Origin of the sequence: Candidatus Caccoplasma merdavium, from assembly GCA_018715595.1 — a bacterium.
In the GTDB taxonomy this organism is placed as follows: domain Bacteria; phylum Bacteroidota; class Bacteroidia; order Bacteroidales; family UBA11471; genus Caccoplasma; species Caccoplasma merdavium.
Genome location: DVLI01000026.1, coordinates 15,596 through 38,727, shown reverse-complemented (window position 1 = coordinate 38,727; position 23,132 = coordinate 15,596). Strand labels below are relative to the sequence as shown.

Here is a 23,132-nt window from a genome sequence, read left to right as displayed (position 1 = left end):
TCTGAGTTTTCCCATGCCCGCTTGTGTATCCGCGGAATATGAATTAAATTTGCAGAAATAATCTCACTGATATGATATATTCCATGACCGGATTCGGCAAAGCCATTGTCGAACTTCCACACCGAAAAATCACTGTCGAAATCAAGTCGCTCAACAGCAAGCAACTCGACCTTTCCACTCGCATTCCCCAAATATACAAAGAGTTGGAAATGGACATTCGCAGTGAAATAGCCCGACAACTCGAACGCGGCAAAGTCGACTTCTCGATACAAATCGAGAATAAAAACAATGCCGACAGCAACGCCGGATTCAATGTCGACATTATCAAAAGCTATTACACTCAACTTCAAAGTCTCACCCAATCGTTGCAGATTCCCGAACCGGCCGACTGGTTACAAACGCTGCTGCGACTCCCCGACGCCTTGAAAAGCGACGTGGTCGAGGTCTCGGAAGAAGAGAGTCAGGCCGTGAAAAAAGCAGTCGATGAAGCCATTGCCCATCTCATCGAATTCAGAGCCCAAGAGGGTCTTATGCTGCAAAAACTCTTTACCGAGAAAATCGGCAACATTGCCCGCCTGCTCGCCGAAGTCGAGCCCTATGAAAAGGAACGCACCGAAAAAATCAAAGCCCGCATCATCGAAGCACTCAAAAAAATCGAGAACTTCGACTACGACAAAAACCGCATGGAGCAGGAGATGATTTTCTACATCGAAAAACTCGACATCAACGAAGAGAAAAACCGCCTCGACAACCACCTGCGTTACTTTATCGAAACAATGGAAGGCCGATATGGCCAAGGCAAGAAGTTGGGATTTATCAGCCAGGAGATAGGCCGTGAAGTAAACACGATGGGGTCAAAAGCCAACCATGCCGAACTGCAAAAAATCGTCGTTCGCATGAAAGACGAGTTGGAACAAATCAAGGAACAAATCCTCAACGTCATGTAAGGCCATGCAAACAGGAAAACTTATCATATTCTCAGCCCCATCGGGCTCGGGCAAATCGACCATCATTCAATACCTGCTCACACAGGGGCTGAATCTTGCCTTCTCGATTTCGGCCACATCGAGAGCCCCCCGCGGCACCGAAAAAGACGGAGTCGAATACTATTTCCTCACACCCGACGAATTTCGCCGACGCATCGCCAACGGGGATTTCCTGGAATATGAGGAGGTCTATACCGACAAATTCTATGGCACCCTCAAAAGCGAAGTCGAACGACTCACGGCATTGGGAAAGAATGTCATCTTCGATGTCGATGTCGTGGGCGGAGTCAATATCAAACGTTTTTACGGCGAACGGGCGTTGTCGATATTTATCCAGCCGCCAAGCGTCGAAGAGTTGCGTCGCCGCCTCGTGGGCCGTGCCACCGATGCGCCCGAAGTCATCGAAAGCCGACTGGCCAAAGCCGAATATGAGATGAGTTTCGCATCAAAGTTTGACCGGGTCATCATCAACGACGACCTGACAACAGCCGAAAACGAAGCATTGAACATCATACAGGATTTCCTGGGTAAATAAGCACAAGTCATCATGGGCAGAAAAGTGGGCATCTTCTCGGGGTCATTCAATCCCATACACAACGGGCACATCGCCATAGCCCGTTATATGCTCGAAAAAGAAGACCTTGATGAAATATGGTTCATCGCATCTCCGCAAAATCCGCTGAAATCACACGACGCACTGCTCGACGATGCCACCAGAGCGCACATGGTGCAACTGGCCATCGGCGACAACCCGAAACTCCGTTATTGCGACATCGAGATGCATCTGCCCCGCCCCTCATACACCATCACCACCTTGGAAGCACTCACCCGGCAAAATCCAGATGTCGATTTCGTGCTGCTCATCGGGTCGGACAACTGGGCCATTTTCGACCGCTGGAAGTCGGCCGAAAAAATCATCGCCCACTATCCCATATACATCTATCCCCGTCCCGGATATGAGGTCGATGCCACCACCCTGCCGAGCCGGGTGCACCTCACGCAGGCGCCCATGATGGAAATTTCATCGACCGGAATAAGGGCTCTTATTGCCAACGGTCAATCAACGGCAGGGCTCCTCCCCCAACCCGTCGAAAAATACATCAAAGAACACAAATTATATACACACATTTTGAAGTAACATGGACAAATACATATACGCCAAAAACAGTGTCGAGTTCGTGACCGTCGGCGTCGAATTCTGCGCGTTTCTCGAACGCGTGGAACAACTCACGCAAGAAGAGTTCGCATCGACAGCCATCAAACTGCTACCGTTGCTCTATCTCAAAGCCACGCTTCTTCCCATCGACGAAGAAAACGAAGACTATCTCGACGCCCCCGAACACTTTGTCACCGAAGACGAATATGATTACCTGCGAGGCGACATCGAACGCCTGATGGGAGAAAACGACGCCTACCTCGTGGTGCAAAGCGACGACATGAAATACAGCGACCTGCCGCTGGGTGCCAGCATCGCCGAAGACATGGCCGACCTGTATCAGGCCGTGAAAGACTGCATCTCGGCTTATCGCACCGAAAACGAAGATACGATGCGCGCCGCCCTCACCGAGTGCCGGGAAGAGTTTGCCAGTTATTGGGGGTCGAAACTGTTGAATGCCCTGGCAGCCCTGCACCGCATCTATTACAACACGTCGGACCTCCTCGACGACGAATATGAATGTGAATGCGGCCATCATCACGGGCACGACCATCATCACGACGAGAACGAGAACTTCTATCAAAAAAGACAATCGGCATGGTCGGACGATGATGAAGATGCCGACCGCTGGTTATAAATCACACACGTTCCCCGACATGGCATCACAAATCAGCACAGAAAGTCTGGCGGCCATGGAAATCATCAAATTTCCAGGAAAAATCGTCACCGTCAATACCGAAAACGAAGCCTTTTCAGCCGTGGAAAGCCTCAGAAAGGAGAGCGTTGTGGGCATCGACACCGAGACGCGTCCATCATTCAAGAAAGGAGTGATACACAGTGTCGCCTTGGTGCAAATATCGACATGGGACGTATGCTACCTGTTCAGGATATGCCGCATGAAAGACGTCTGCGGCATACGGCAGATTCTCGAATCGACCGATATTCTGAAAATAGGATTGTCACTAAATGATGATTTCACAGGATTGCGCCGTCTCACCCCCCTCACACCACACCACTACCTCGAACTGCAACAATATGCCACGGCGTTCGGCATCGAAGAGATGAGTCTCCAAAAAATCTATGCCCTGCTTTTCGGGAAGAAGATTTCCAAGAACCAACAACTCTCCAACTGGGAAGCGCCGGAACTCTCGACCGCGCAACAACTATACGCGGCCACCGATGCCTGGGCCTGCCTGCACATCTACAAAGCGCTCAAAGGCGAAGAGCTGCCCGCCGAATATCGCGAAATATGGCCCATCAAGAAAACAAGGAACAGCGAGAAACGTTTTATCCAAAAATAGCACGCCATGAAAAAATTGAGAAAATACAACCTCATATCGCTTCTATTGCTTATCTACACACTCGTGCTGGCAATATTCGGTTGGCATCAATTCGAGGGGAAACCTGCCGAATTTTTCGGCATTCTCTCGGCCAACATCGTGGTCATCGTGTTACTGCGTTTTGTATTGAAACGCCGTGAGAAATTCCGTGAAGAGATGAAAAAACGCGACAATGCCCTCGCCCAAAAAGCCGCAGAGGAAAAAGAGAATGGCAATGACTCAGCGGGCAATTGATTACGGCCTTACAAAACCGGCATAAAGCACCGTGGGGCAATCCTCGATAAAGGATTGCCCCACGGCCGTTATAGGGAAGAATCTTCAACGAGCGCACCGCAATGTAATGCAAGTAACCTCGGGCTCCATGCCCATGCGCATGGGAACGCCGACATACCCCAATCCACGATTGACATACAGCAACTGCTCTCCTTCACGGTAAAGGCCGTCCCACTCATCGTAAATCCAAGACGAAGGCGACCAATGCAGTCCGCCCCAGGAAATGCCGCACTGTGCAGCATGAGTATGGCCTGAGAGGGTAAGGTCGATAAAATCATGATGGAGAACCTCTTGCCGCCAATGCGACGCATCATGAGAAAGGAGTACCGTAAACTGCGTGGTATCGGCACCCGAAAGGGCTTGCGACAAATCGCCATATTGATGGAAAGGCGGTTTGCCGGTATTCTCAACGCCCACCAACAGGAACGACGTATCGCCCACGGCAATCGTTCGCGACTCATTGAGCAGCAAATCAAACCGGCACGTTCTAATCCGGCTCTTCGTCTGTTCGAGATTGATAGACTTTTCTTCTTCTGATTTCCATGTAAAATAGTCGCCATAGTCATGGTTGCCCAATATGGCATAAGAGCCATACTTCGGCGGAGCAATCGAGGTAAATATATCTATAATCTCCGGCGTAATCTCGGCCGAGAAATTATTGACAAAATCGCCGGTGAGAACCAATATATCGGGGCGACAACCATCTATCAACTCGGCGGTCTTGCGTACGACACGGGTATAATCGCCCCAATTACCGAGATGCAAATCCGAAATTTGCACAATTTTGAGACCGTCGAGTTGCTCGGGCAGGCGCACAAAGGTCATCTCGACCTCTTTGACATGCACCCGCGTGCGACCTATAAACGCCCCATATATAAACAGCACGAACATGACAATAGCAAGTCCGAATCCTACGCCGGAAATGCAACGTGCCACCTTCGCACTGACTCGACGAAACGCCCTGCCTGCAATATCAAATATCGTAAACAGGGTCTTGGGGATATATATGAGGGCAAACAGCCACAACAGCCAGGTTATGCGCGACATGAGCTTATAGTCGGGCACATCATTGGAAAAAAGGCGCATAGCACAGAAAAACAGCACAAAAAAGAATGCCGGCAACCAATATACATAACGCAAATAGGAATGAGCTATGCGTTTACGGATTTTGAAATAAATCCATATATCCGGACCAATAATCACCAAGAGCCCGATCAACATGGGAACGAGATAAAATTTCATAATGCAGTCTGCTTACAAAAGGGATTCATAGATAATAAAAATGCTTTTCGTCGCCGAGTCATTTACATTTGGAACTCAATCATTTTTTTGCTTTCAACTCTTCGAGACCATAGTGCGAACGGGCATCTTCTTTTTTCAACATCAAAGAGAGGAATATGGCAATGATTCCGAATGAGGCAAAGATAAGCATGGGCAAGGTATAATCATAAGATACCTGCCCGTCGGCAGCCGTATGAGTCGAAAAGGTCTCGATGACCCAACCGATGAGTACCGGGACCATGGAGAGACCGATGTTTTGAATGTAGAAAATCGTGGCATAAGCCGAACCGAGTTGCTTCATGGGTATAATCTTCGGCACACTGGGCCACAAGGCCGAAGGTACCAGCGAGAAGGCGATACCCAAAATCACCATTACAAAAATGGCAAACCACCAGGTGGGCAAAAACGGTGAGGCAAACAACAAGTGCACAAGCGTCAGCATCACCGAGCCGATAATCATGAGCGTGACACCTTTGCCTATGCGGTCGTAGAGAGAACCGAATAGCGGGGTGAGCAGAATTGTACCAAACGGCAACATGGCCGGAATAAGACCCGCCATCTCTTCTCCTACATGATATTTGGCAATCATGAGTTTGGTGGCAAATTTGAGGAAGGGGAACACCCCGGCATAGAACATGAGGCACAACAACGTAATCAACCAGAAACCCTTGTTGGTAAAAATAAGTTTCAGGTCTCTGAGGTGGAAACGTTCTTCGGGGTCACTGTCGACAGCTTCGAGCGAACGGTCGAGCTTTTTGTCCATCACGCAATATACAAGGTAGGCCAACAATCCCACACACAGACAGATGGCACCAAAGAGCACCGGATAAGAAACATGCCCCATGGCTTTTGCCAATGGCAGGCTGCATGCCAAAGCCACCGCGGTACCGATGCGAGCCATCGCCACCTGCAATCCCATGGCCAAAGCCATCTCTTTTCCTTGGAACCATTTTACAATCACCTTGGTCACCGTGATACCCGTAATCTCGGCGCCCATACCGAAGATGGCAAATCCCAAGGCCGCCAAAACGACTTGCAGATGATAGCCCAGGAAGGTCGCATCACCAAAATCGGTAGAGAGGGCATACCATTTGAGCAAGGCTCCCCCCAACATGAGCGAAGAACTCATCACGCCGGTGAAGCGCACGCCGCAACGGTCGAGAATGATACCGCCGAAGAAGAGCATCAACAGGAAGACGTTGATGTACCCGTAGGCTCCGGAGAAGAATCCATATTCAGAACTGCTCCACCCCAAGCCGCCTTCGGCAACAGGTGCGGTACACATCACTTCGAGTGAAGCCATCACGTCGGTGATAAAATAGCCGCACATCATGGTAAAGGAAACGATAAACATGGCTGTCCAGCGTGCTACGGGACTGTCGTTGAGTTTTTTTCTGATTAATTCGGTCATATTCTTTCTTGTTTTTGATTTCCTAAAACAGAGAAAAGAGAGGTCTCGGCAAAAACCTCTCTTTTCCTTTTCTTATTTTCGCTCCAAAAGCACGACATTCTCGACATGGTGCGTGTGCGGGAACATGTCGACCGGCTGCACGCGAGCCACCCGATAATCGGCATCGAGCAAGGCCAGGTCGCGGGCTTGCGTAGCGGGGTTGCAACTCACATACACGATGCGACGGGGAGCGGCAAAAAGAATTGTCTTCACCACATCGTCGTGCATGCCGGCCCGGGGCGGGTCGGTAATGATGACATCGGGGCGCCCGTGCTCTTCGATAAATTGAGGCGTGAGCAAGTCTTTCATGTCACCGGCATAGAAAAGCGTATTGTCGAGACCGTTGAAAGCCGCATTGGCCTTGGCATCTTCGATGGCTTCGGGCACATACTCGATGCCGATGACTTTGCGCACTTTGCGCGCCACGAAATTGGCTATCGTCCCGGTACCGGTATAGAGGTCATAGACCAATTCTTCTCCGGTAAGGGCGGCAAAATCGGCCGCCACCTTATAGAGTTCATGTGCCTGGGCCGAATTGGTCTGATAGAATGATTTGGGCCCAACCTTGAATCGGAGGCCGTCCATCTCTTCGAGAATGTAATCTCGCCCGCGGAAGGTGATGACCTCTCGGTCGGTGATGGTATCGTTGGCCTTGGTATTGATGATGTAAAGCAGCGAAGTAATCTGCGGGAAAGTATCGGCCAAGTGTTGCATGAGCGGTCGTATGCGTTCGGCATCATCTTCAAAAAAGACAACAATGACCATGATCTCGCCCGTCGACGCCGTGCGCACGATGATGTTGCGCATGAGTCCCGACTGCTCCCGCAAATCGAAAAACGGATAAGCGTGGTCGAGTGCATACTGCTTCACAGCCAGACGTATGCGGTTTGATATATCATCTTGCAACCAGCATTTCTTGATGTCGAGCACCTTGTCGAACATGCCGGGGATATGAAAACCCAAGGCATTGCGGTCGGTGCCTTCATCGGCAGCGGCCAGCTCTTCGGTCGTCAACCACGATTTGTTGGAAAAGGTAAACTCCAACTTGTTCCGGTAAAACTCCGTGCGGGCCGAACCTTTGATGGGGTCGAACTCGGGCAGGGGTATTTTGCCGATGCGTGTAAGATTGTCGAAAACTTGTTTCTGCTTATACTGTAATTGATATTCGTAGGGAATGTGTTGCCATTTGCAACCGCCACACACGCCGAAATGCTCGCAAAAAGGGGTTACCCGCAACGGTGAACTCTTGTGCATGTGAATGATGCGGCCCTCGGCATACTTGTGTTTCTTCTTGAATATCTGCAAATCAACAATATCTCCGGGGGCTCCGTATGGAATAAAGACCACCAAATCGTTGACGCGCGCCACCGCTTTTCCTTCGGCAGCTATATCGGTTATCTCCACCTGCTCAAAGACAGGCAGTTCTTTCTTTTTTCGAGCCAAAATAAACAGATTTTGAATAAAAACAAATTCGCTCAAAGGTAGCGATATTTCTTCAATTATCCGCATATATCAGACAAAAAACAACATTATTCACAAATAGCCGAAACTATTTTTTGCACATCTCGATATTCCTTATATTTTTGTCTTTTCGAAAATAAAAAAACGAACTTTTATATATCATTTTTTATAGCTCATTTGTTATTACGAAACATAAAACCAACCTTATTTTTATATGAAACAAGTCTATACTTTCGGTAACGGCCAGGCTGAAGGTCGTGCCGACATGAAAAACTTATTGGGAGGAAAAGGCGCCAACCTCGCCGAGATGAACCTTATCGGCGTCCCCGTACCTCCGGGATTTACCATCACTACCGAAATTTGCACGGCATATAATCAACATGGAAAGGACGCCGTGGTAAAAATGCTGAAAAGCGACGTTGAAAAATCCATCGCCCACATCGAGAACCTCATGGGTACGAAATTCGGTGATGCCGAGAACCCGTTGCTGGTTTCCGTGCGTTCGGGTGCCCGCGTGTCGATGCCCGGCATGATGGATACCGTCCTCAACCTCGGCATGAACGACTCTGCCGTCGAAGGCATCGCCAAGAAATCGGGCAATCCCCGTTTTGCCTGGGACTCTTACCGTCGTTTCGTGCAAATGTACGGTGACGTGGTTTTGGGCATGAAACCGCAAAACAAAGACGACATCGACCCCTTTGAAGAGGTCATGGAAGAGGTAAAAAACAAAAAAGGCATCAAGAACGATACCGAACTGACGGTTGACGACCTGAAAGAACTGGTCGTACGGTTCAAAGCTGCCGTCAAAGATCGCACAGGGAAAGACTTCCCCTCCTCCCCCTGGGAACAGCTGTGGGGAGCCATCTGCGCCGTATTCGACAGCTGGATGAACGAACGCGCCATACTCTACCGCCGCATGAACCAAATCCCCGAAGAATGGGGAACGGCCGTAAACGTGCAGGCCATGGTATTCGGCAACATGGGTAACACATCGGCCACCGGTGTGGCATTCACCCGCGACGCCGCTACCGGCGAAGACATTTTCAACGGCGAATACCTCATCAATGCACAAGGCGAAGATGTGGTTGCCGGTGTACGCACTCCGCAACAAATCACACTCGAAGGTTCTCGCCGCTGGGCCAAACTTCAAGGTATCGACGAAGCTACCCGCGCCGCACAATATCCGTCGCTCGAAGAGTCCATGCCCGAATGCGCCAAAGACCTCATCGAAACACAACAGAAACTCGAAGACTACTTCAAGGACATGCAAGACCTCGAATTTACCATTCAAGACGGTAAACTGTGGCTCTTGCAGACCCGAAACGGCAAACGCACCGGTGCCGCCATGGTGAAGATCGCCATGGATATGCTGCGTGCCGGCATCATCGACGAAAAGACCGCATTGAAACGCATGGAGCCGCAAAAACTCGACGAGTTGCTCCACCCCGTCTTCGACAAAGACGCCCTGAAACGGGCTCCCGTCATGGCCAAAGGTCTCCCCGCCTCGCCGGGTGCCGCTGCCGGACAAATCGTATTCTTTGCCGACGATGCCGAAGCATGGGCCGAAAAACGCAAAAAAGTGGTCATGGTGCGCATCGAGACCTCGCCCGAAGATTTGCGCGGAATGAGTGTCGCACAAGGTATCCTCACCGCCCGCGGCGGTATGACCTCACACGCCGCCGTTGTTGCCCGAGGCATGGGTAAATGCTGCGTGTCGGGAGCCGGTGAAATCAAAGTCGACTACAAAGCCCGCACTCTCGAAATGAGCGGAAAGACATATAAGGAAGGCGATTGGATTTCGTTGAACGGTTCGACCGGAGAAGTTTACGACGGTCAAGTACCGACCGTAGAAGCCGACATGAGCGGCGACTTCGCAGCCATCATGAACCTGGCCGAGAAATATACCAAAGTCGACGTCCGCACCAATGCCGACACGCCGAGAGATGCCATGGTAGCCCGCAAATTCGGAGCCAAAGGCATCGGCTTGTGCCGCACCGAACACATGTTCTTCGAAGGCACCCGCATCAAAGCCATGCGCGAAATGATTCTCTCGAAAGATGAAGACGGCCGTCGCCACGCCCTCGACAAACTCCTGCCCATGCAACGCAGCGACTTCGAAGGCATCTTCACCGCCATGGACGGCTTCGGCGTAACAATCCGCCTGCTCGACCCGCCCTTGCACGAATTTGTACCCCATCAGCTGGCCACGCAAAAAGAGCTCGCCGAAGAAATGGGTCTCACCATCGAAGAAGTAAAACTGGCCTGCGACTCGCTGGCCGAGTTCAACCCCATGCTGGGTCACCGCGGTTGCCGCTTGGGCTGCACCTATCCCGAAATTACGGAGATGCAGGCACGCGCCATCATCGAGGCCGCCCTCAACGTGAAATCGCACGGTATAAACGTATTCCCCGAAATCATGGTTCCGCTGGTGGGTGTAGTAGAAGAGCTGAAACTGCAAGCCGAAATCATTCACCGCACCGCCGCACAGGTATTTGCCGAACGTGGCGACAGCGTTGCCTACAAAGTGGGCACGATGATTGAAGTCCCGAGAGCCGCCGTAACGGCCGACCAAATTGCCGAAGTGGCCGACTTCTTCTCGTTCGGTACCAACGACCTCACCCAAATGACATTCGGTTACTCTCGCGATGATGCCGGGAAATTCCTCAAAATCTACAAAGAGAAAGGCATTCTCAAAACCGACCCGTTCGAAGTGCTCGACCAGAAAGGTGTGGGTCAACTCGTACGCATGGGTGTAGAAAAAGGCCGCTCGACCAAACCGACACTCAAAGTTGGTATCTGTGGCGAACACGGAGGTGAACCGTCATCGGTAAAATTCTGCGCCTCACTCGGCATGAACTATGTAAGTTGCAGCCCCTATCGCGTGCCCATCGCCCGCGTAGCTGCCGCACAGGCTGCTGTGGAATAAGGTCTGCTCTCCTACCAATCAAAAAAGCCTCCGCGTTGATTCGTGGAGGCTTTTTTTGCACCACTGTGCCACCCACGCAATGTTAATTATTGCAAAAATTTAATATTTAATTCTTTGTGTTATTTGTATATATTTATCTTTGCAATACAAACACAAAAACGAAGGAATATGAAAAAAATCATTACAGGAGCAGCACTGTGTGCAGTGCTTGCCTTGCCGGGTTGCGGTGTATATGGAAACATGACAAGCAACCAGAATCAGAATCAAACGAGTGTCGTGCTGAACGAAGCGAACTTCAAATTTGTAGGGAACGTCTCGGGAGAGGTTTCTCAAACCTACGTCTTGGGCTTTGGCGGATTGAGACGCAGCGCACTGAGAAACAATGCCGTCGACAAAATGATGCAAGAGGCCCGCGAGAAAAATCCGGGGTTGATGAGCGGTTCAAAAGCTGTCATCAACGTGTCGGTCAATGAAAATGTCAAAATCATTACGCCCTTGTTTGTAAAGCGCACCGTAACGGCTCATGGAACAATCATCGAGTTTACAAAGTAAGCGACCTTTACCTCGCCGGTAACCGAAATATATTTTTGCATCGGCTGCAAACCTTTCTGCCGACAGGTAACAAAAAAAAGAGAAGCCCGAAGAAAATCTTCGGGCTTCTTTGCTTACGAAATCGGGTTCTATACACCAAGTGAGGCGGCAACGGCCTTGATTTTCTCTTCGGCGGCAGCAACCACTTTGTCGTAGTCGGCACGCGACGGGAGTTCACCGCTAACCTCAATATAGAATTTGATTTTGGGTTCCGTTCCCGAAGGACGAATCGAAACTTTGGTTCCGTCCTCGGTGAAATATTGCAGCACATTCGAAGTGGTGGGCATATCGAGCGTGTATTTTTCTCCGGCCACGAAATCTTGTGCAACCAATGTGGCATAATCCTTGGCCAAGATTACTTTTGAACCGGCCAGCTCGGTAATGGGATTTTCACGATAATTCTTCATCATGGCCTCGATTTCTTCTGCGCCCGATTTTCCTTTGCGCACAACCGAGATGCCTTTTTCCTTGGAGAATCCATATTCCACATAGATGTCTTGCAACATTTCATACATGGTTTTGCCGTTGTCCTTGGCCCAGGCCGCAATCTCGGCCATCATGGCGCATGCCGACACGGCGTCTTTGTCGCGCACGAAATCTTCAACCAAGAACCCGTAGCTCTCCTCACCGCCACCGATATACTGGCGTTTGCCTTCGAGTTCACGCATGATGGCGGCAATCCACTTGAATCCGGTATAGACATCGAAGCATTCGATACCGTTGCAATCGGCAATTTTCTTTATCAATTCGGTGGTGACAATGGTCTTCACCATGTATGCGCCCTTTTCGATGCGGCCGGTGGCCTTATATTGCGAAATCAAGTAGTTGGTAAAGAGCAGGGCGTTTTGGTTACCGTTCACAAGTATCCACTCGCCTTTGTCGTTCTTGATGGCAATACCCATGCGGTCGGCATCGGGGTCGGAGGCAAGGACTATGTCGGCCTCGACCTCCTTGGCCTTGCTGATGGCCAAATCGAGTGCGGCAGGCTCTTCGGGGTTGGGCGATTTTACCGTGGGGAAGTCACCACTGATGACGTCTTGTTCGGGGACGTGTATCACGTTGGTGAACCCGAAGGCGGCCAAAGTACGAGGGATAAGTTTCACACCGGTACCGTGAATGGGGGTGTAAACGATTTTCAGGTCTTTCTGGCGGGCAATGACTTCGGGATTGAGCGACAGAGCCTTGATGCGGGCAATGTATTTTTGGTCGATTTCCTCCCCTATCGTCTCGATGAGAGCCGGATTTCCGTTGAAGTTGATGTCGGATACCGAGCGCACTTTGTTTACTTCGGAGATGGTGTTCTTGTCGTGCGGCGAAATCATCTGTGCGCCGTCGTCCCAATAGGCCTTGTATCCGTTGTATTCTTTGGGATTGTGCGATGCGGTGAGGATAATACCGCTCTGGCAACCCAGTTCGCGAATGGTATAAGACATCTCGGGGGTAGGACGCAACGACTCGAAGAGATAGACTTTGATGCCGTTGGCCGAGAAAATATCGGCCGATATTTCGGCAAACTTACGGCTGTTGTTGCGGCAGTCGTGTCCGATAACGACCTTGATCTGGGGCAACGAAGCGAATTCCTTCTTCAAATAATTGGCCAAACCTTGCGTGGCGGCTCCTACGGTGTAAATGTTCATGCGGTTGGTACCGACGCCCATGATACCGCGCAATCCGCCGGTTCCGAATTCGAGGTCCTTATAGAAAGCCTCTATCAGGTCGGTCTTGTCTTCGTTGTCGAGCATACGCTGCACTTCGGCGCGTGTTTCGGCATCATATCCTTCGCCCAGCCACACTTGTGCTTTGGCGGTTACTTCTTTGAGCAATGCTTCGTTTTCCATATCGTATTGAGATTTAAAAAATTTGTGTCATCGGTTATTTTCAAAAATGCAGTGACAGGCAAAAGCAAAGACAAGAAGGAAATCGAGTTTTCACGTTTGACCCTGCCAAACCGGTTCCTACATTCTACAAATATAGTGAATTTTTTTCTAAATCGCCAAAGGTTTGTTTTTATTTTATCTGTCAAAAAGAGACTTTGAGACGCTCTCCGGCATCTTCTACGATGGCTCGATAGTAATCATCGGAGTATCCGGGGAAATCGGGATACTCGGGAAGTCCGTAGGGATTATAGAGGAACTGGCCGTCTTTTTCGCGCTTGCGATTCCCGTCGAGGTATTTCACCATCAGATATTCGCCCAATTCGCGCCAACGCACGGTCGATGAATCGGCTGCCTCTCGGCTGTATTGGTCGAGGGTGGCAAGGGCTTTCGCGGGTTCGTCATAAAAGATGTCGAGGACGCTTTTTTCGAGTTTCGGCTGTTGCTCGTTGAAAGCCGTCTCGATTTGCCGCTGCAAGGGCCGTATGTCTTCTATCATCTGGTCATAACGGGCATAAGCCATGTTGGCCACCCAGTTGTAAATCCAGAAAGCCGATGTCCAAGACACCTTGTAAAGCGAACCGTTCCCTTCACGGAAACAGAGTGGCACCTCGGTCAAGGCACCCACATAGATGGGTACATAGACCGACGTGTTGGCGTCGTCGACACCAAACCACAGCACGCCTCCGAGTGCCGAAGGCAACCACTCCCGCTGCTGGGCAACAAGAGAAAAGCCGGTCTGCTGGGTGGCAATGGCACGCTCATTGATATATTCCTGACTGTCGACCTCGAATGTCATGGGACGGAAACGATAAGGCACCTTGAAAGGGCCGGCACCTGCATCTCGGGTCATGTCGAAAGGAGTCCCCTCGAAATGGTCCCGCATGGCATCTTTCATGTCCTGCACCGACAACTTGCGATCGGGCTTGATATAGAGAGGCAACGGTTGCGACGACTCGCCATAGATATAGGGGAGATAGGCCGTCATGGTCGAGTCGTATCGGTTGTAGAAACTCCATACGCGCGCTTCGCAGGCCCGCAATTCCTCAAAACCGGCCGGGGCATAGGCCGAGGAGAAACTGAAATCGCGGTTGAGGCCGTTGAAATATTTCTGCTCGCGGGCAAAAGAGATGACATCGGGTGAATAGAGGCAGTTCTCGGGGTCATCGAGCGGGAACTGATGAATGCGGGAATGGTTGGCATGAGCCGCGATGCAATCGTCGGGAATGCGCACGGCCACCCACACGGCGCCCTTCGACAGGCCACCCTTACCTATCATTTCGAGAATCCACACCTCTTGGGGGTCGGCTATCGAGAAACTCTCCCCGCTGCTGTAATAGCCATACTTCTGCACCAAATCGGTCATGACCGCAATGGCTTCGCGCGCCGTGGTGGCACGTTGCAAGGCCAACTGCATGAGCGAACCATAATCGATCATGCCCGTGGTGTCGACCAACTCGGGACGGCCACCGAATGTGGATTCGGTAATCGAAACCTGATGTTCATTCATGTGTCCTACGACCTTATAGGTATGGGCGACCTGGGGGATTTTCCCCAACGGTTTATTGGTATCGCAATCGCGTATCTCGACTTCGGTGCCCACAGGATAATCGGCTGCGGGGGTAAAGGAGAGTGTTCCATATAGGGTATGAGAATCGGCGGCATAGGTAATCATCGTCGAACCGTCGGTTGTTGCCTTGCGGCCGGCCAGGAGACTGGTGCAGGCATAGACTGCCGCTGTGGCGGCAAACATCATCATAAGGGTAAGTAAACCTCGTCTTTTCATGTTATCTTTCGTTGTCTTGGGTTATAGGTTTGTGGAGAGTAAAGATAACGAGTTTCGCGAGAATCTCAAAATTTTTCGACGGGGATAAATGACTCCCTATATATTTTCAGCCCTCCCCTCCACGCCATTCTCTACCCAAGGATAGGGACAAAAAAAATTGATTGTCTCACGACAATCAATCTCTGTTAACCTTAAATCTAATACCATGAAAAACACGATGCAAATATAGGGCATTTTATGTTGTAAAACATATTTTTCGGGCATAAAATTCCATATATTAACATTATTTAATATTTCGGTGTTAGAAATGTGGTTGATAAATCACTTATATCCATCATATTCTTCCCGGTTAGGGAAAATACTGTCCCAAATGGTATCTTCCCGGGAAATATACTCTTGATAAAATATCGAAAATCCTCGTTTTTCATGGTAACCCTTGGCCACACACCACTCGGTGTAGGTATCTTTCAACTCGTCATCGGTATCGAGCAGGGATTGGAAATGGGCCTCGGCCGATTCTATATCGGGATATTTTTTTACAATATCCACCAGCAGTTCTTCCATGTCAAAATAGTCCATAAGCAAAAATTAAGATTCATAGAAATCAGTTAATGAAACACCTTTTGCCCCATTTTGTTCAGTAATTCAAGGTTTCGGTTTCAAATATACGCAAAATCTATCGATTTCCACATAATTCTGCCGAAGATTTTCAAACAAAACGCCATAGGACATATCGACAACGGGAAGGAGCCCGGTGTTGACATACGAAGCCATTAGAAGCGCACCATCAATTCGACCACGATTTTGTCACGCTCCGAGACCGCGGCCAACGCGTTGTTATCGTAAAAATAGTTTTCGTAATTGACTCTGAGGTCGGCAACGAACGGTTTGACCAAGCTCAATGTCGTACCCACGGTGAGGCGCTTGCGGGCAGCATCATCGACGACAAGGGTCCCCCCCTCTCCCGCTTCGCCATTGCTGTGGTCGCTCATACAATCGAAACGACCGAGGAATGAGATTTTCTCAAAGACCTTGGGCAAGGGTTGGTCGTAACAAACAAAACCATCGAAAGCATTGACGGGTTTGAAAGCGCCTCCTGCATAGTGCTTCCGCAAAAACTCGGCCTCGACATGCCAACGGCCGGCATGATAGTAGGCACCGATGTCGTACATCTGAATCGAAATGTTTTCGGGCGATATTTTCTGCACGCTCCCAACCAAGTTGAACCCCTTGGGCAACTGCAAATGAGCCTTGGCCGAGTAATTGATGCGGTTGGTCCAGAAATCCTTCTGGTTGGTCAATCCAGAACCGTTGAAAATGCCCGCTTCGAGACGGACGGGGATACCGATTTTCCAGGTATAAGCCAACGTCGCCCCCACATCGCGCACATTTCCCACCTGTTTGGCAATAAACGAGCGATTGGCAAAATACTGTTGGTGCGGCGAACGATGAGCGTCTATGGTAAAGGGGACGCGCATCTGACCGATGGTGATGTCGAATGTCGGCAAAGGAGTAATGCGGGCGTATGCATCGAGCATCTTTATCGCGCCCTCGTCAGAGAGGTCGATTTCGGCCTTGTAAGAGACAATCGGCGCCACTTTGCCCGAGAGGCTGAAACGGGCATTGCGCACTTGGAAGCGCCCCTTGTTATCTTCGAACTGATATTCGTACTTTCCGCGTATCGTACCGTGAATTTCGGGAATGTATTCACTCTTTTTCTGAGCGTACATCTCCCCTGCAAGCCCCCATAAGAGGCTTGCACACAAGAGAAGATTTTTCATCATAGTTGTCTATTTCGGGCGAGCTATGCTTGATTCAGTTTACGGTCGGCTCGAAGCATGTGTCTCAACAAGGAGACGCTTTCCTGGGATTCTTGCAACAAGTTGAGGTAGACATAAAGGACACTGATGTATTCGCTCCGCTCCTCATTTTGTATTTCCTCCACGAGGTTCTTTCGTTTCCGGGAGAAAAGGTCTTTCATTTTCTCGCAATCGGCGCGCAACGCGATGGTTTCTTCGTAACGGCCGTTCCGCAAAATCGCGAGAGCCTGCTCGAACAGCAGCATGACACCGTTCCTCATCGGAATGAATTCGTCGACGAATTTTTGAGGCAGGGGGGTAAAATTGTTGTCGACATGTTCAAGACAGGGTTCGCAAATACGGCGCATGCAATACATAATCTGTTCGCAACTGTTGCAACCCAAGTGGAACCAAGTATTCTTTTCGATGGCAATCTCTTTCGATACCCGATGCATTCCCAACGTCTCTTTGCGCCGGAGATTCTTCAAGATACTTTTTTCCTGACGCAACGAGGAGTCGGCCTTGCGCAAGGAGCGCAACTCTTCATACATGAAACCGTCGGTAATGGAATAGTATATCTGCATCGTATCGGAAATAAATATGCAACGGTTCTCGACAATGTGCTGATGGAGCAGTTTCCAGGCCTCCGTTTTGTCCTTGGTGGCCAACATTTCGCTGAAAATCGTATCTTTTTTCTCAGTTTTCGATTTCTTGCGATAAACGATGTTGCTGCGAATGAGTATGCCCACTCCAAGTGCCACGATGGCAATAGAGGCCCACACACCGCCGAAATACATGATGAGGGCGATGACAAACGTTATCAGGAAGGCCGCCCCGGCGGTTATGAACCAACCCCCGATGACCGATAGCACCCCGGTAATGCGGTAGACGGCACTTTCTCGACCCCAAGCCCGGTCGGCCAAAGAAGAGCCCATCGCCACCATGAATGTCACATAAGTGGTCGAAAGAGGCAATTTGAGCGACGTACCCAATGCGATGAGAAGGCCGGCCAATACCAGGTTGACCGCAGCTCTTACCATGTCGAAAGCCGCCCCGTTCTCGATTTGCATCTCATCTTGATTGAAACGGCTGTTGACCCAGCAACGCACCCGTTCGGGGGTGACATCGACCACCCATGCACTCACCGTGGTAAACCAGCGCACCAAGCTGCGAGCCACACGGGAGGAACCGAACACCTCATCGCCGGTTTCCTGACGAGAAAGGTCGACCGAAGTCTTCACCACATTATGTGCCTTTTTTGACGTTGCCAACGAAAAGACCATAATGGCTCCGGATGCCACCAAGAAAACAAGAGGCGTCTTGGCCGGTCCGTTCAATGACCCCATCAAGAATCCCGTAGGATCACCGGCTCCGTTTGCCATATAATCCTGGTAGGAAGAAAATCCGGCCAACGGCACTCCGATGAAATTGACCAAGTCGTTACCGGCAAATGCCATCGCCAGGGAAAAAGTCCCGATAAGGACGACAACCTTGAATACATTCACCTTGCACCAATGCAATATTTGCATCAGGACGGTAAAGAACACCAGGCAACCCACCATGATGAGTGCCGTGTTTTCATGCACCCACAATTTATTTTCAGGTGTCATGAAAGAGAGGTCCTTCACTCCTTTGATAAGCATGAAATAGACGATGGCCGTCACTGCCACTCCGCCGAACAATCCGGCTTTCCAGCGCATCTTGGCCTTGTAGTTGAACGTAAATATGATACGCGTCAAATACTGCACCAAGGCTCCGAAGAAAAACGCAATGGCAACAGAAAAGAAGATTGCCAATATCACCGACAAAGCCTTCTCGGTATTGAGCAAATCGGCAAAGGTAAGCCCCGTCGTATCGGAAGCCAGTTTCACCATGGCTACCGCAAACGATGCACCCAACAATTCAAACACCATCGAAACGGTGGTCGATGTGGGCATTCCCAACGAATTGAATATATCAATCAAAACAATGTCGGTCACCATCACCGCCAAGAAGATATACATCAGTTCATTAAAATAGAATTGCTCGGGACGGAATATTCCATGCCGGGCGACATCCATCATACCGTTACTCATCGATGCTCCACAGAAGACACCGATGGCGGCGATGATGATTATGGTCCTGAACTTGGCCGCTTTCGCTCCGATTGCCGAGTTGAGGAAGTTTACGGCGTCATTGCTCACCCCGACCCACAAATCAAAAACGGCCAAGAGGAACAAGAAGACGACAAATCCTAAAAATATTGAATCCATACTACTAAATTTTGCCGCAAAGATAAACGCATTATATGAGGGAAAAATAACAAACATGTTACATTTCTGTTACAAAAATAGCAACAAAAGACAGTGAGAAGAATCAGCACCCATATTTTATCCTCACCGGCAAAGTATCACCAAGAATTATTATATTTGCATCGCGTAAATTACATATATTATGATTATCAACGAGAGAGACGCACGCAAAGAGTACATGCTCCAAGCAGCCAAACAGATAATGCTGGCAGCCCGGACAGCCCCCAAAGGGAAAGGTGTGGACATTATCGAAATCGTCACGCTGACCGACGAAGACATCGACGCCGTGTCGGCAAAGATGTTGCAACTGGCCGAAGAGACCGGCATGAAATTCCTCATCAGGGACAGTGAAAACATACAACAAGCCGATGCCATGATTGTCATCGGCACCCGTCAGGCTCCGCAAGGGCTCAACTGCGCTTATTGCGGATTTGCCACATGCGCCGAAAAACCGTGGGCTACACCCTGCGCCATCAACTCGATAGATGTAGGCATCGCTGTGGGCTCGGCCTGTGCCAAGGCCGCCGACCTGAGAGTCGACAGCCGGGTCATGTTCTCGGCTGGTTGGGCCGTTGAACAGTTGGGACTGCTGAAAGATTGCCGACAATGTATCGCCATACCCATCAGTGCCTCCTCAAAGAACCCCTTCTTCGACCGTAAACCCAAAGAGAACAAGTGAAAACCTCCGATTATAGATTGCCGGCCGAATGGTACCCGCAATCGGGCATACAACTCACTTGGCCTCACGCCGGAACCGACTGGTGCGACATGCTCGACGAGGTCGAGGCGTGCTTTACCACCATCGCCCGGGAGATTTCCAAGCGGGAACCGTTGCTGATTGTCGCGCCCGACACCGACAAGGTGCGCCGTCATCTCGAAGGGAAAACGACCGCTGAAAACATCGGATACCTCACCTGCCCCACCAACGATACTTGGGCCCGTGACCACGGAGGCATCACCCTTGTTGAAGGGAATAGCGGGAAAGCACGGATTCTCGACTTCGCATTCAACGGTTGGGGACTGAAATTCGCGGCCAATCTCGACAACCTGATAACGAGAGCCATGTATCAAAACGGACGGCTCAACGGTGAATACGTGAACCGTCTGAACTTCGTTCTCGAAGGCGGCTCCATCGAGTCGGACGGGAAAGGGACCTTGCTCACCACTTCGGAATGCCTGCTCTCCCCCAACCGGAACGGAGAGTGGAACCGCTCCCAAATCGAACAATACCTGCACGAGACCTTCTCGGTCGCACAGATTTTGTGGCTCGACCACGGTTTCCTGGCCGGCGACGATACCGACAGCCACATCGACACCTTGACCCGTCTGTGCCCCGACGACACCATCGTGTATGTGCAATGCAACGATAAAGCCGACATGCACTACTCTGAACTCGCCAAAATGGAAGAGCAACTCCGCTCTTTCCTGACGCGGGACGGCAAGCCGTTCCGGCTCCTGCCATTGCCCATGGCCGCCCCCATCTTCAACGAAGGGGAACGGTTGCCGGCCACCTATGCCAACTTCCTCATCCTCAACGATGCCGTGCTCTACCCCACCTATGCTCAGCCCGACAATGACGCTGCCGCGGCACGCATCTTGCAAGAGGCTTTTGCCGGATATGAAATCATCGGCATCGACTGCCGGGCTCTCATCAAGCAACACGGGTCGTTACACTGTGTCACCATGCAATATCCGCAAGGTGTTTTAAAAATATGACATCGCAGATTATGGAAAAGAAAATCATAGCAGGTCTCATACAACAATCGAATACTCCCGATCGGGAAGTAAACATGCACCGTCTGAAAAGCCGCATCGAAGAGTGTGCCCGACAAGGCGCCCGGCTCGTCGTGCTCCAAGAGCTGCACAACAGCCTCTATTTCTGTCAGACCGAGAATACCGACTGTTTCGATTGGGCCGAACCTGTTCCCGGCCCATCGACCGAGTTTTACGGCAACATTGCCCGAGAATCGGGCGTCGTGCTGGTCACGTCGCTCTTCGAGCGTCGCGCCCCGGGGCTGTATCACAACACGGCCGTCGTCTTCGACAAGGACGGCTCGATAGCGGGGAAATACCGCAAAATGCACATACCCGACGACCCTGCCTATTATGAGAAATTCTATTTCACCCCCGGCGACCTCGGATTTGAACCGATTCAGACCTCGATAGGCCGTCTCGGCGTGCTGGTATGCTGGGACCAGTGGTATCCCGAAGCCGCCCGACTCATGGCCCTGCGCGGCGCCGACCTGCTCATCTATCCCACCGCCATCGGCTGGGAGAGCAGCGACACCCCCGAAGAGAAAGAGCGGCAACGCAACGCCTGGATCATCTCACAACGCGGTCACGCCGTTGCCAACGGATTGCCGGTCGTCTCGGTCAATCGCGTAGGTCATGAACCCGACCCAAGCGGACAAACCCGCGGCATACAATTCTGGGGCAGCAGTTTCGTGGCAGGCCCGCAAGGAGAGATATTATGGCAGGCTCCCTGCGACGAAGATTGCGTGCAAACGGTCGAAATAGACCTCGCCCGCTCCGAGACCGTGCGACGCTGGTGGCCCTTCTTGCGCGACCGCCGTATCGATGCTTATGAAAACATCTCCCGCCGATTTATCGACTAATCTCAAAATAAACCTCAATCATATGAACCATTTTGCTGAAATTGCACCGAACATCTACTATGTGGGAGCCAACGATCGCAAAACCCACAAATTCGAGGCACTGTGGCCCCTCCCTTATGGAGTCTCCTACAACTCCTATCTGATTGTAGACGAAAAGGTAGCTCTCATCGACACCATAGAGGCCAGCTGCACCGAAGCCTACCTCGAAAACATTCGCCACATACTCGACGGCCGCGCCATCGATTATCTGGTCATCAACCACATGGAGCCCGACCATTCGGCCTCCATCGCCGCCGTGAAGCGGGCATACCCCGACATGCAGATTGTGGGGAATGCCAAGACCTTGGACATGGTCAAAGGGTTTTATGGCATCGACCGGGACACCATAACCGTCAAAGAGGGCGAATCGCTCTCGCTGGGCACAAAAGAGCTGGTGTTCTACCTTGTTCCCATGCTGCACTGGCCCGAGACCATGGTATCGTATTGCCCGCAAGAAAAAGTCCTTTTCTCGGGCGATGCCTTCGGCTGTTTCGGCGCCCTCGAAGGAGGTATCGTCGACAACCAGCTCGATTGTGAAATCTACTGGGACGAAATGGTGCGTTACTATGCCAACATCGTGGGCAAATACGGTGCTCCCGTACAAAAAGCCCTGTCGAAACTGGCCGGCGTCGCCATCGAGACGATATGTTCCACACACGGTCCGGTGTGGAAAGAAAATGTGGCAAAAGTCATCGGCATCTATGACCGTCTCAGCCGCTATGAGGCCGAGACCGGTGTTGTCATCGCCTATGGCAGCATGTACGGGCACACGGCCCAGATGGCCGAGGAGATTGCCCGCGAACTGGCCGCCAACGGCATCAAGAACATCGTGATGCACGACGTGTCGGTGTCGGACAAATCATATATCTTGCGAGACATCTTCAAATACAAAGCCTTGATTATAGGCAGCCCCACCTACAACACGCTGCTCTTCCCCGATGTAGAGTTGCTGGTATCGGCTCTGCGCAACCGCGAAATCAAATCGCGCATCTTCGGTTGCTTCGGCTCATACAGTTGGGCTTGCCGTTCGGTAAAGGAGCTGACGGCATTTGCCGAACAAATGCACTGGGAAATGCCCGGCTGCCCCGTCGAGATGAAACAAGGCGGTTGCGAAGCCTCGATGCAACAATGCCGGGAGTTGGCAAAAGCCATCGCACAACGGCTGCAAGAAAACGAATAAATCCATCACGAAAGAGGAGGTTCTCGGAACCCCCTCTTTCATTATTGATAAATTGCTCCCACGCCGGCCTAAAATATATGCCAC

At 50.9% G+C, this 23,132-nt stretch carries 20 protein-coding genes; 12 read left to right on the top strand and 8 right to left on the bottom strand.

Annotation, left to right across the window (positions count from 1 at the left end; all coding sequences use genetic code 11):
- The first annotated feature begins 71 nt into the window (after positions 1–71).
- The 6 genes from IAD09_08740 to IAD09_08715 are packed head-to-tail and all read left to right on the top strand — an operon-like array spanning position 72 to position 3,716.
- Positions 72–947 (top strand): YicC family protein, encoded by an 876-nt coding sequence (locus IAD09_08740; protein ID HIT82306.1) that lies wholly within the window; start codon positions 72–74, stop codon positions 945–947.
- 4 nt (positions 948–951) lie between these two features.
- Positions 952–1,521 (top strand): guanylate kinase, encoded by a 570-nt coding sequence (gene gmk / locus IAD09_08735; GenBank protein HIT82305.1) that lies wholly within the window; start codon positions 952–954, stop codon positions 1,519–1,521.
- A gap of 12 nt (positions 1,522–1,533) precedes the next feature.
- A complete protein-coding gene (locus IAD09_08730) occupies positions 1,534–2,124 on the top strand; it encodes a nicotinate-nucleotide adenylyltransferase (GenBank protein HIT82304.1) in 591 nt (196 codons plus the stop codon).
- A 1-nt stretch (position 2,125) separates the two neighbouring features.
- Positions 2,126–2,779 (top strand): DUF5063 domain-containing protein, encoded by a 654-nt coding sequence (locus IAD09_08725; protein HIT82303.1) that lies wholly within the window; start codon positions 2,126–2,128, stop codon positions 2,777–2,779.
- Between the two features lie 19 nt (positions 2,780–2,798).
- Positions 2,799–3,443 carry a 3'-5' exonuclease domain-containing protein 2 gene (locus tag IAD09_08720; protein HIT82302.1) on the top strand — a complete coding sequence of 215 codons (645 nt, stop codon included), beginning with the start codon at positions 2,799–2,801 and terminating at the stop codon, positions 3,441–3,443.
- 6 nt (positions 3,444–3,449) lie between these two features.
- On the top strand, positions 3,450–3,716 hold the full coding sequence (locus IAD09_08715; GenBank protein ID HIT82301.1) for a hypothetical protein: 267 nt from the start codon (positions 3,450–3,452) through the stop codon (positions 3,714–3,716).
- An 84-nt stretch (positions 3,717–3,800) separates the two neighbouring features.
- Here the strand turns inward: IAD09_08715 and IAD09_08710 are convergent, their stop codons facing one another.
- From IAD09_08710 to rlmD, 3 genes are all read right to left on the bottom strand, one after another.
- Positions 3,801–4,997: a metallophosphoesterase gene (locus tag IAD09_08710; protein HIT82300.1), complete on the bottom strand. Its 1,197-nt coding sequence runs from the start codon at positions 4,995–4,997 to the stop codon at positions 3,801–3,803.
- Positions 4,998–5,076: 79 nt separating this feature from the next.
- Positions 5,077–6,447, bottom strand: coding sequence for an MFS transporter (locus IAD09_08705; GenBank protein HIT82299.1), 1,371 nt, complete (start codon positions 6,445–6,447; stop codon positions 5,077–5,079).
- A gap of 72 nt (positions 6,448–6,519) precedes the next feature.
- Positions 6,520–7,929, bottom strand: coding sequence for a 23S rRNA (uracil(1939)-C(5))-methyltransferase RlmD (gene rlmD, locus IAD09_08700; GenBank protein HIT82298.1), 1,410 nt, complete (start codon positions 7,927–7,929; stop codon positions 6,520–6,522).
- Between the two features lie 232 nt (positions 7,930–8,161).
- Between rlmD and IAD09_08695 the strand changes: the two genes are divergently transcribed.
- Together IAD09_08695 and IAD09_08690 are read left to right on the top strand one after the other, a co-directional pair.
- Entirely contained in the window at positions 8,162–10,873 is a 2,712-nt protein-coding gene (locus IAD09_08695; protein ID HIT82297.1) for a pyruvate, phosphate dikinase, read from the top strand.
- A 168-nt stretch (positions 10,874–11,041) separates the two neighbouring features.
- Positions 11,042–11,425: a hypothetical protein gene (locus IAD09_08690; protein ID HIT82296.1), complete on the top strand. Its 384-nt coding sequence runs from the start codon at positions 11,042–11,044 to the stop codon at positions 11,423–11,425.
- A 128-nt stretch (positions 11,426–11,553) separates the two neighbouring features.
- On the opposite strand, the gene IAD09_08685 is transcribed toward IAD09_08690, so the two are convergent.
- The 5 genes from IAD09_08685 to IAD09_08665 all read right to left on the bottom strand — a co-directional run bounded on the left by IAD09_08685 (position 11,554) and on the right by IAD09_08665 (position 19,175).
- On the bottom strand, positions 11,554–13,302 hold the full coding sequence (locus IAD09_08685) for a phospho-sugar mutase (protein ID HIT82295.1): 1,749 nt from the start codon (positions 13,300–13,302) through the stop codon (positions 11,554–11,556).
- 181 nt (positions 13,303–13,483) lie between these two features.
- Positions 13,484–15,124 carry a C69 family dipeptidase gene (locus IAD09_08680; GenBank protein HIT82294.1) on the bottom strand — a complete coding sequence of 547 codons (1,641 nt, stop codon included), beginning with the start codon at positions 15,122–15,124 and terminating at the stop codon, positions 13,484–13,486.
- Between the two features lie 321 nt (positions 15,125–15,445).
- The gene (locus IAD09_08675) at positions 15,446–15,703 is read right to left on the bottom strand and encodes a hypothetical protein (GenBank protein HIT82293.1); all 258 of its coding nucleotides are present in this window, start codon (positions 15,701–15,703) and stop codon (positions 15,446–15,448) included.
- 194 nt (positions 15,704–15,897) lie between these two features.
- Positions 15,898–16,905 carry a porin gene (locus IAD09_08670; protein ID HIT82292.1) on the bottom strand — a complete coding sequence of 336 codons (1,008 nt, stop codon included), beginning with the start codon at positions 16,903–16,905 and terminating at the stop codon, positions 15,898–15,900.
- Between the two features lie 23 nt (positions 16,906–16,928).
- Positions 16,929–19,175, bottom strand: a complete 2,247-nt coding sequence (locus IAD09_08665; protein ID HIT82291.1) for an inorganic phosphate transporter — start codon at positions 19,173–19,175, stop codon at positions 16,929–16,931.
- Between the two features lie 181 nt (positions 19,176–19,356).
- Between IAD09_08665 and IAD09_08660 the strand changes: the two genes are divergently transcribed.
- From IAD09_08660 to IAD09_08645, 4 genes are read left to right on the top strand one after another with little or no spacing between them, the layout of a single operon-like run.
- Entirely contained in the window at positions 19,357–19,893 is a 537-nt protein-coding gene (locus IAD09_08660) for a ferredoxin (protein HIT82290.1), read from the top strand.
- A complete protein-coding gene (locus IAD09_08655) occupies positions 19,890–20,930 on the top strand; it encodes an agmatine deiminase family protein (protein HIT82289.1) in 1,041 nt (346 codons plus the stop codon). Before IAD09_08660 ends, IAD09_08655 begins: the two co-directional genes overlap by 4 nt.
- Positions 20,931–20,941: 11 nt before the next feature.
- Positions 20,942–21,829: a carbon-nitrogen hydrolase gene (locus tag IAD09_08650; protein ID HIT82288.1), complete on the top strand. Its 888-nt coding sequence runs from the start codon at positions 20,942–20,944 to the stop codon at positions 21,827–21,829.
- A gap of 22 nt (positions 21,830–21,851) precedes the next feature.
- On the top strand, positions 21,852–23,048 hold the full coding sequence (locus tag IAD09_08645) for an FprA family A-type flavoprotein (protein HIT82287.1): 1,197 nt from the start codon (positions 21,852–21,854) through the stop codon (positions 23,046–23,048).
- The last annotated feature ends 84 nt before the right edge of the window (positions 23,049–23,132 follow it).

Excerpts from the sequence above, each read along its gene's own strand:
- IAD09_08645 (HIT82287.1), top strand. The coding sequence starts at position 21,852 with ATGAACCATTTTGCTGAAATTGCACCGAACATCTACTATGTGGGAGCC.
- IAD09_08660 (HIT82290.1), top strand. The coding sequence starts at position 19,357 with ATGATTATCAACGAGAGAGACGCACGCAAAGAGTACATGCTCCAAGCA.
- IAD09_08690 (HIT82296.1), top strand. The coding sequence starts at position 11,042 with ATGAAAAAAATCATTACAGGAGCAGCACTGTGTGCAGTGCTTGCCTTG.
- IAD09_08730 (HIT82304.1), top strand. The coding sequence starts at position 1,534 with ATGGGCAGAAAAGTGGGCATCTTCTCGGGGTCATTCAATCCCATACAC.
- IAD09_08680 (HIT82294.1), bottom strand. The coding sequence starts at position 15,124 with ATGAAAAGACGAGGTTTACTTACCCTTATGATGATGTTTGCCGCCACA.
- IAD09_08705 (HIT82299.1), bottom strand. The coding sequence starts at position 6,447 with ATGACCGAATTAATCAGAAAAAAACTCAACGACAGTCCCGTAGCACGC.
- IAD09_08720 (HIT82302.1), top strand. The coding sequence starts at position 2,799 with ATGGCATCACAAATCAGCACAGAAAGTCTGGCGGCCATGGAAATCATC.
- IAD09_08650 (HIT82288.1), top strand. The coding sequence starts at position 20,942 with ATGGAAAAGAAAATCATAGCAGGTCTCATACAACAATCGAATACTCCC.
- IAD09_08715 (HIT82301.1), top strand. The coding sequence starts at position 3,450 with ATGAAAAAATTGAGAAAATACAACCTCATATCGCTTCTATTGCTTATC.
- IAD09_08665 (HIT82291.1), bottom strand. The coding sequence starts at position 19,175 with ATGGATTCAATATTTTTAGGATTTGTCGTCTTCTTGTTCCTCTTGGCC.
- IAD09_08675 (HIT82293.1), bottom strand. The coding sequence starts at position 15,703 with ATGGACTATTTTGACATGGAAGAACTGCTGGTGGATATTGTAAAAAAA.
- IAD09_08685 (HIT82295.1), bottom strand. The coding sequence starts at position 13,302 with ATGGAAAACGAAGCATTGCTCAAAGAAGTAACCGCCAAAGCACAAGTG.
- gmk (HIT82305.1), top strand. The coding sequence starts at position 952 with ATGCAAACAGGAAAACTTATCATATTCTCAGCCCCATCGGGCTCGGGC.
- IAD09_08725 (HIT82303.1), top strand. The coding sequence starts at position 2,126 with ATGGACAAATACATATACGCCAAAAACAGTGTCGAGTTCGTGACCGTC.
- IAD09_08710 (HIT82300.1), bottom strand. The coding sequence starts at position 4,997 with ATGAAATTTTATCTCGTTCCCATGTTGATCGGGCTCTTGGTGATTATT.
- IAD09_08740 (HIT82306.1), top strand. The coding sequence starts at position 72 with ATGATATATTCCATGACCGGATTCGGCAAAGCCATTGTCGAACTTCCA.
- IAD09_08695 (HIT82297.1), top strand. The coding sequence starts at position 8,162 with ATGAAACAAGTCTATACTTTCGGTAACGGCCAGGCTGAAGGTCGTGCC.
- IAD09_08670 (HIT82292.1), bottom strand. The coding sequence starts at position 16,905 with ATGAAAAATCTTCTCTTGTGTGCAAGCCTCTTATGGGGGCTTGCAGGG.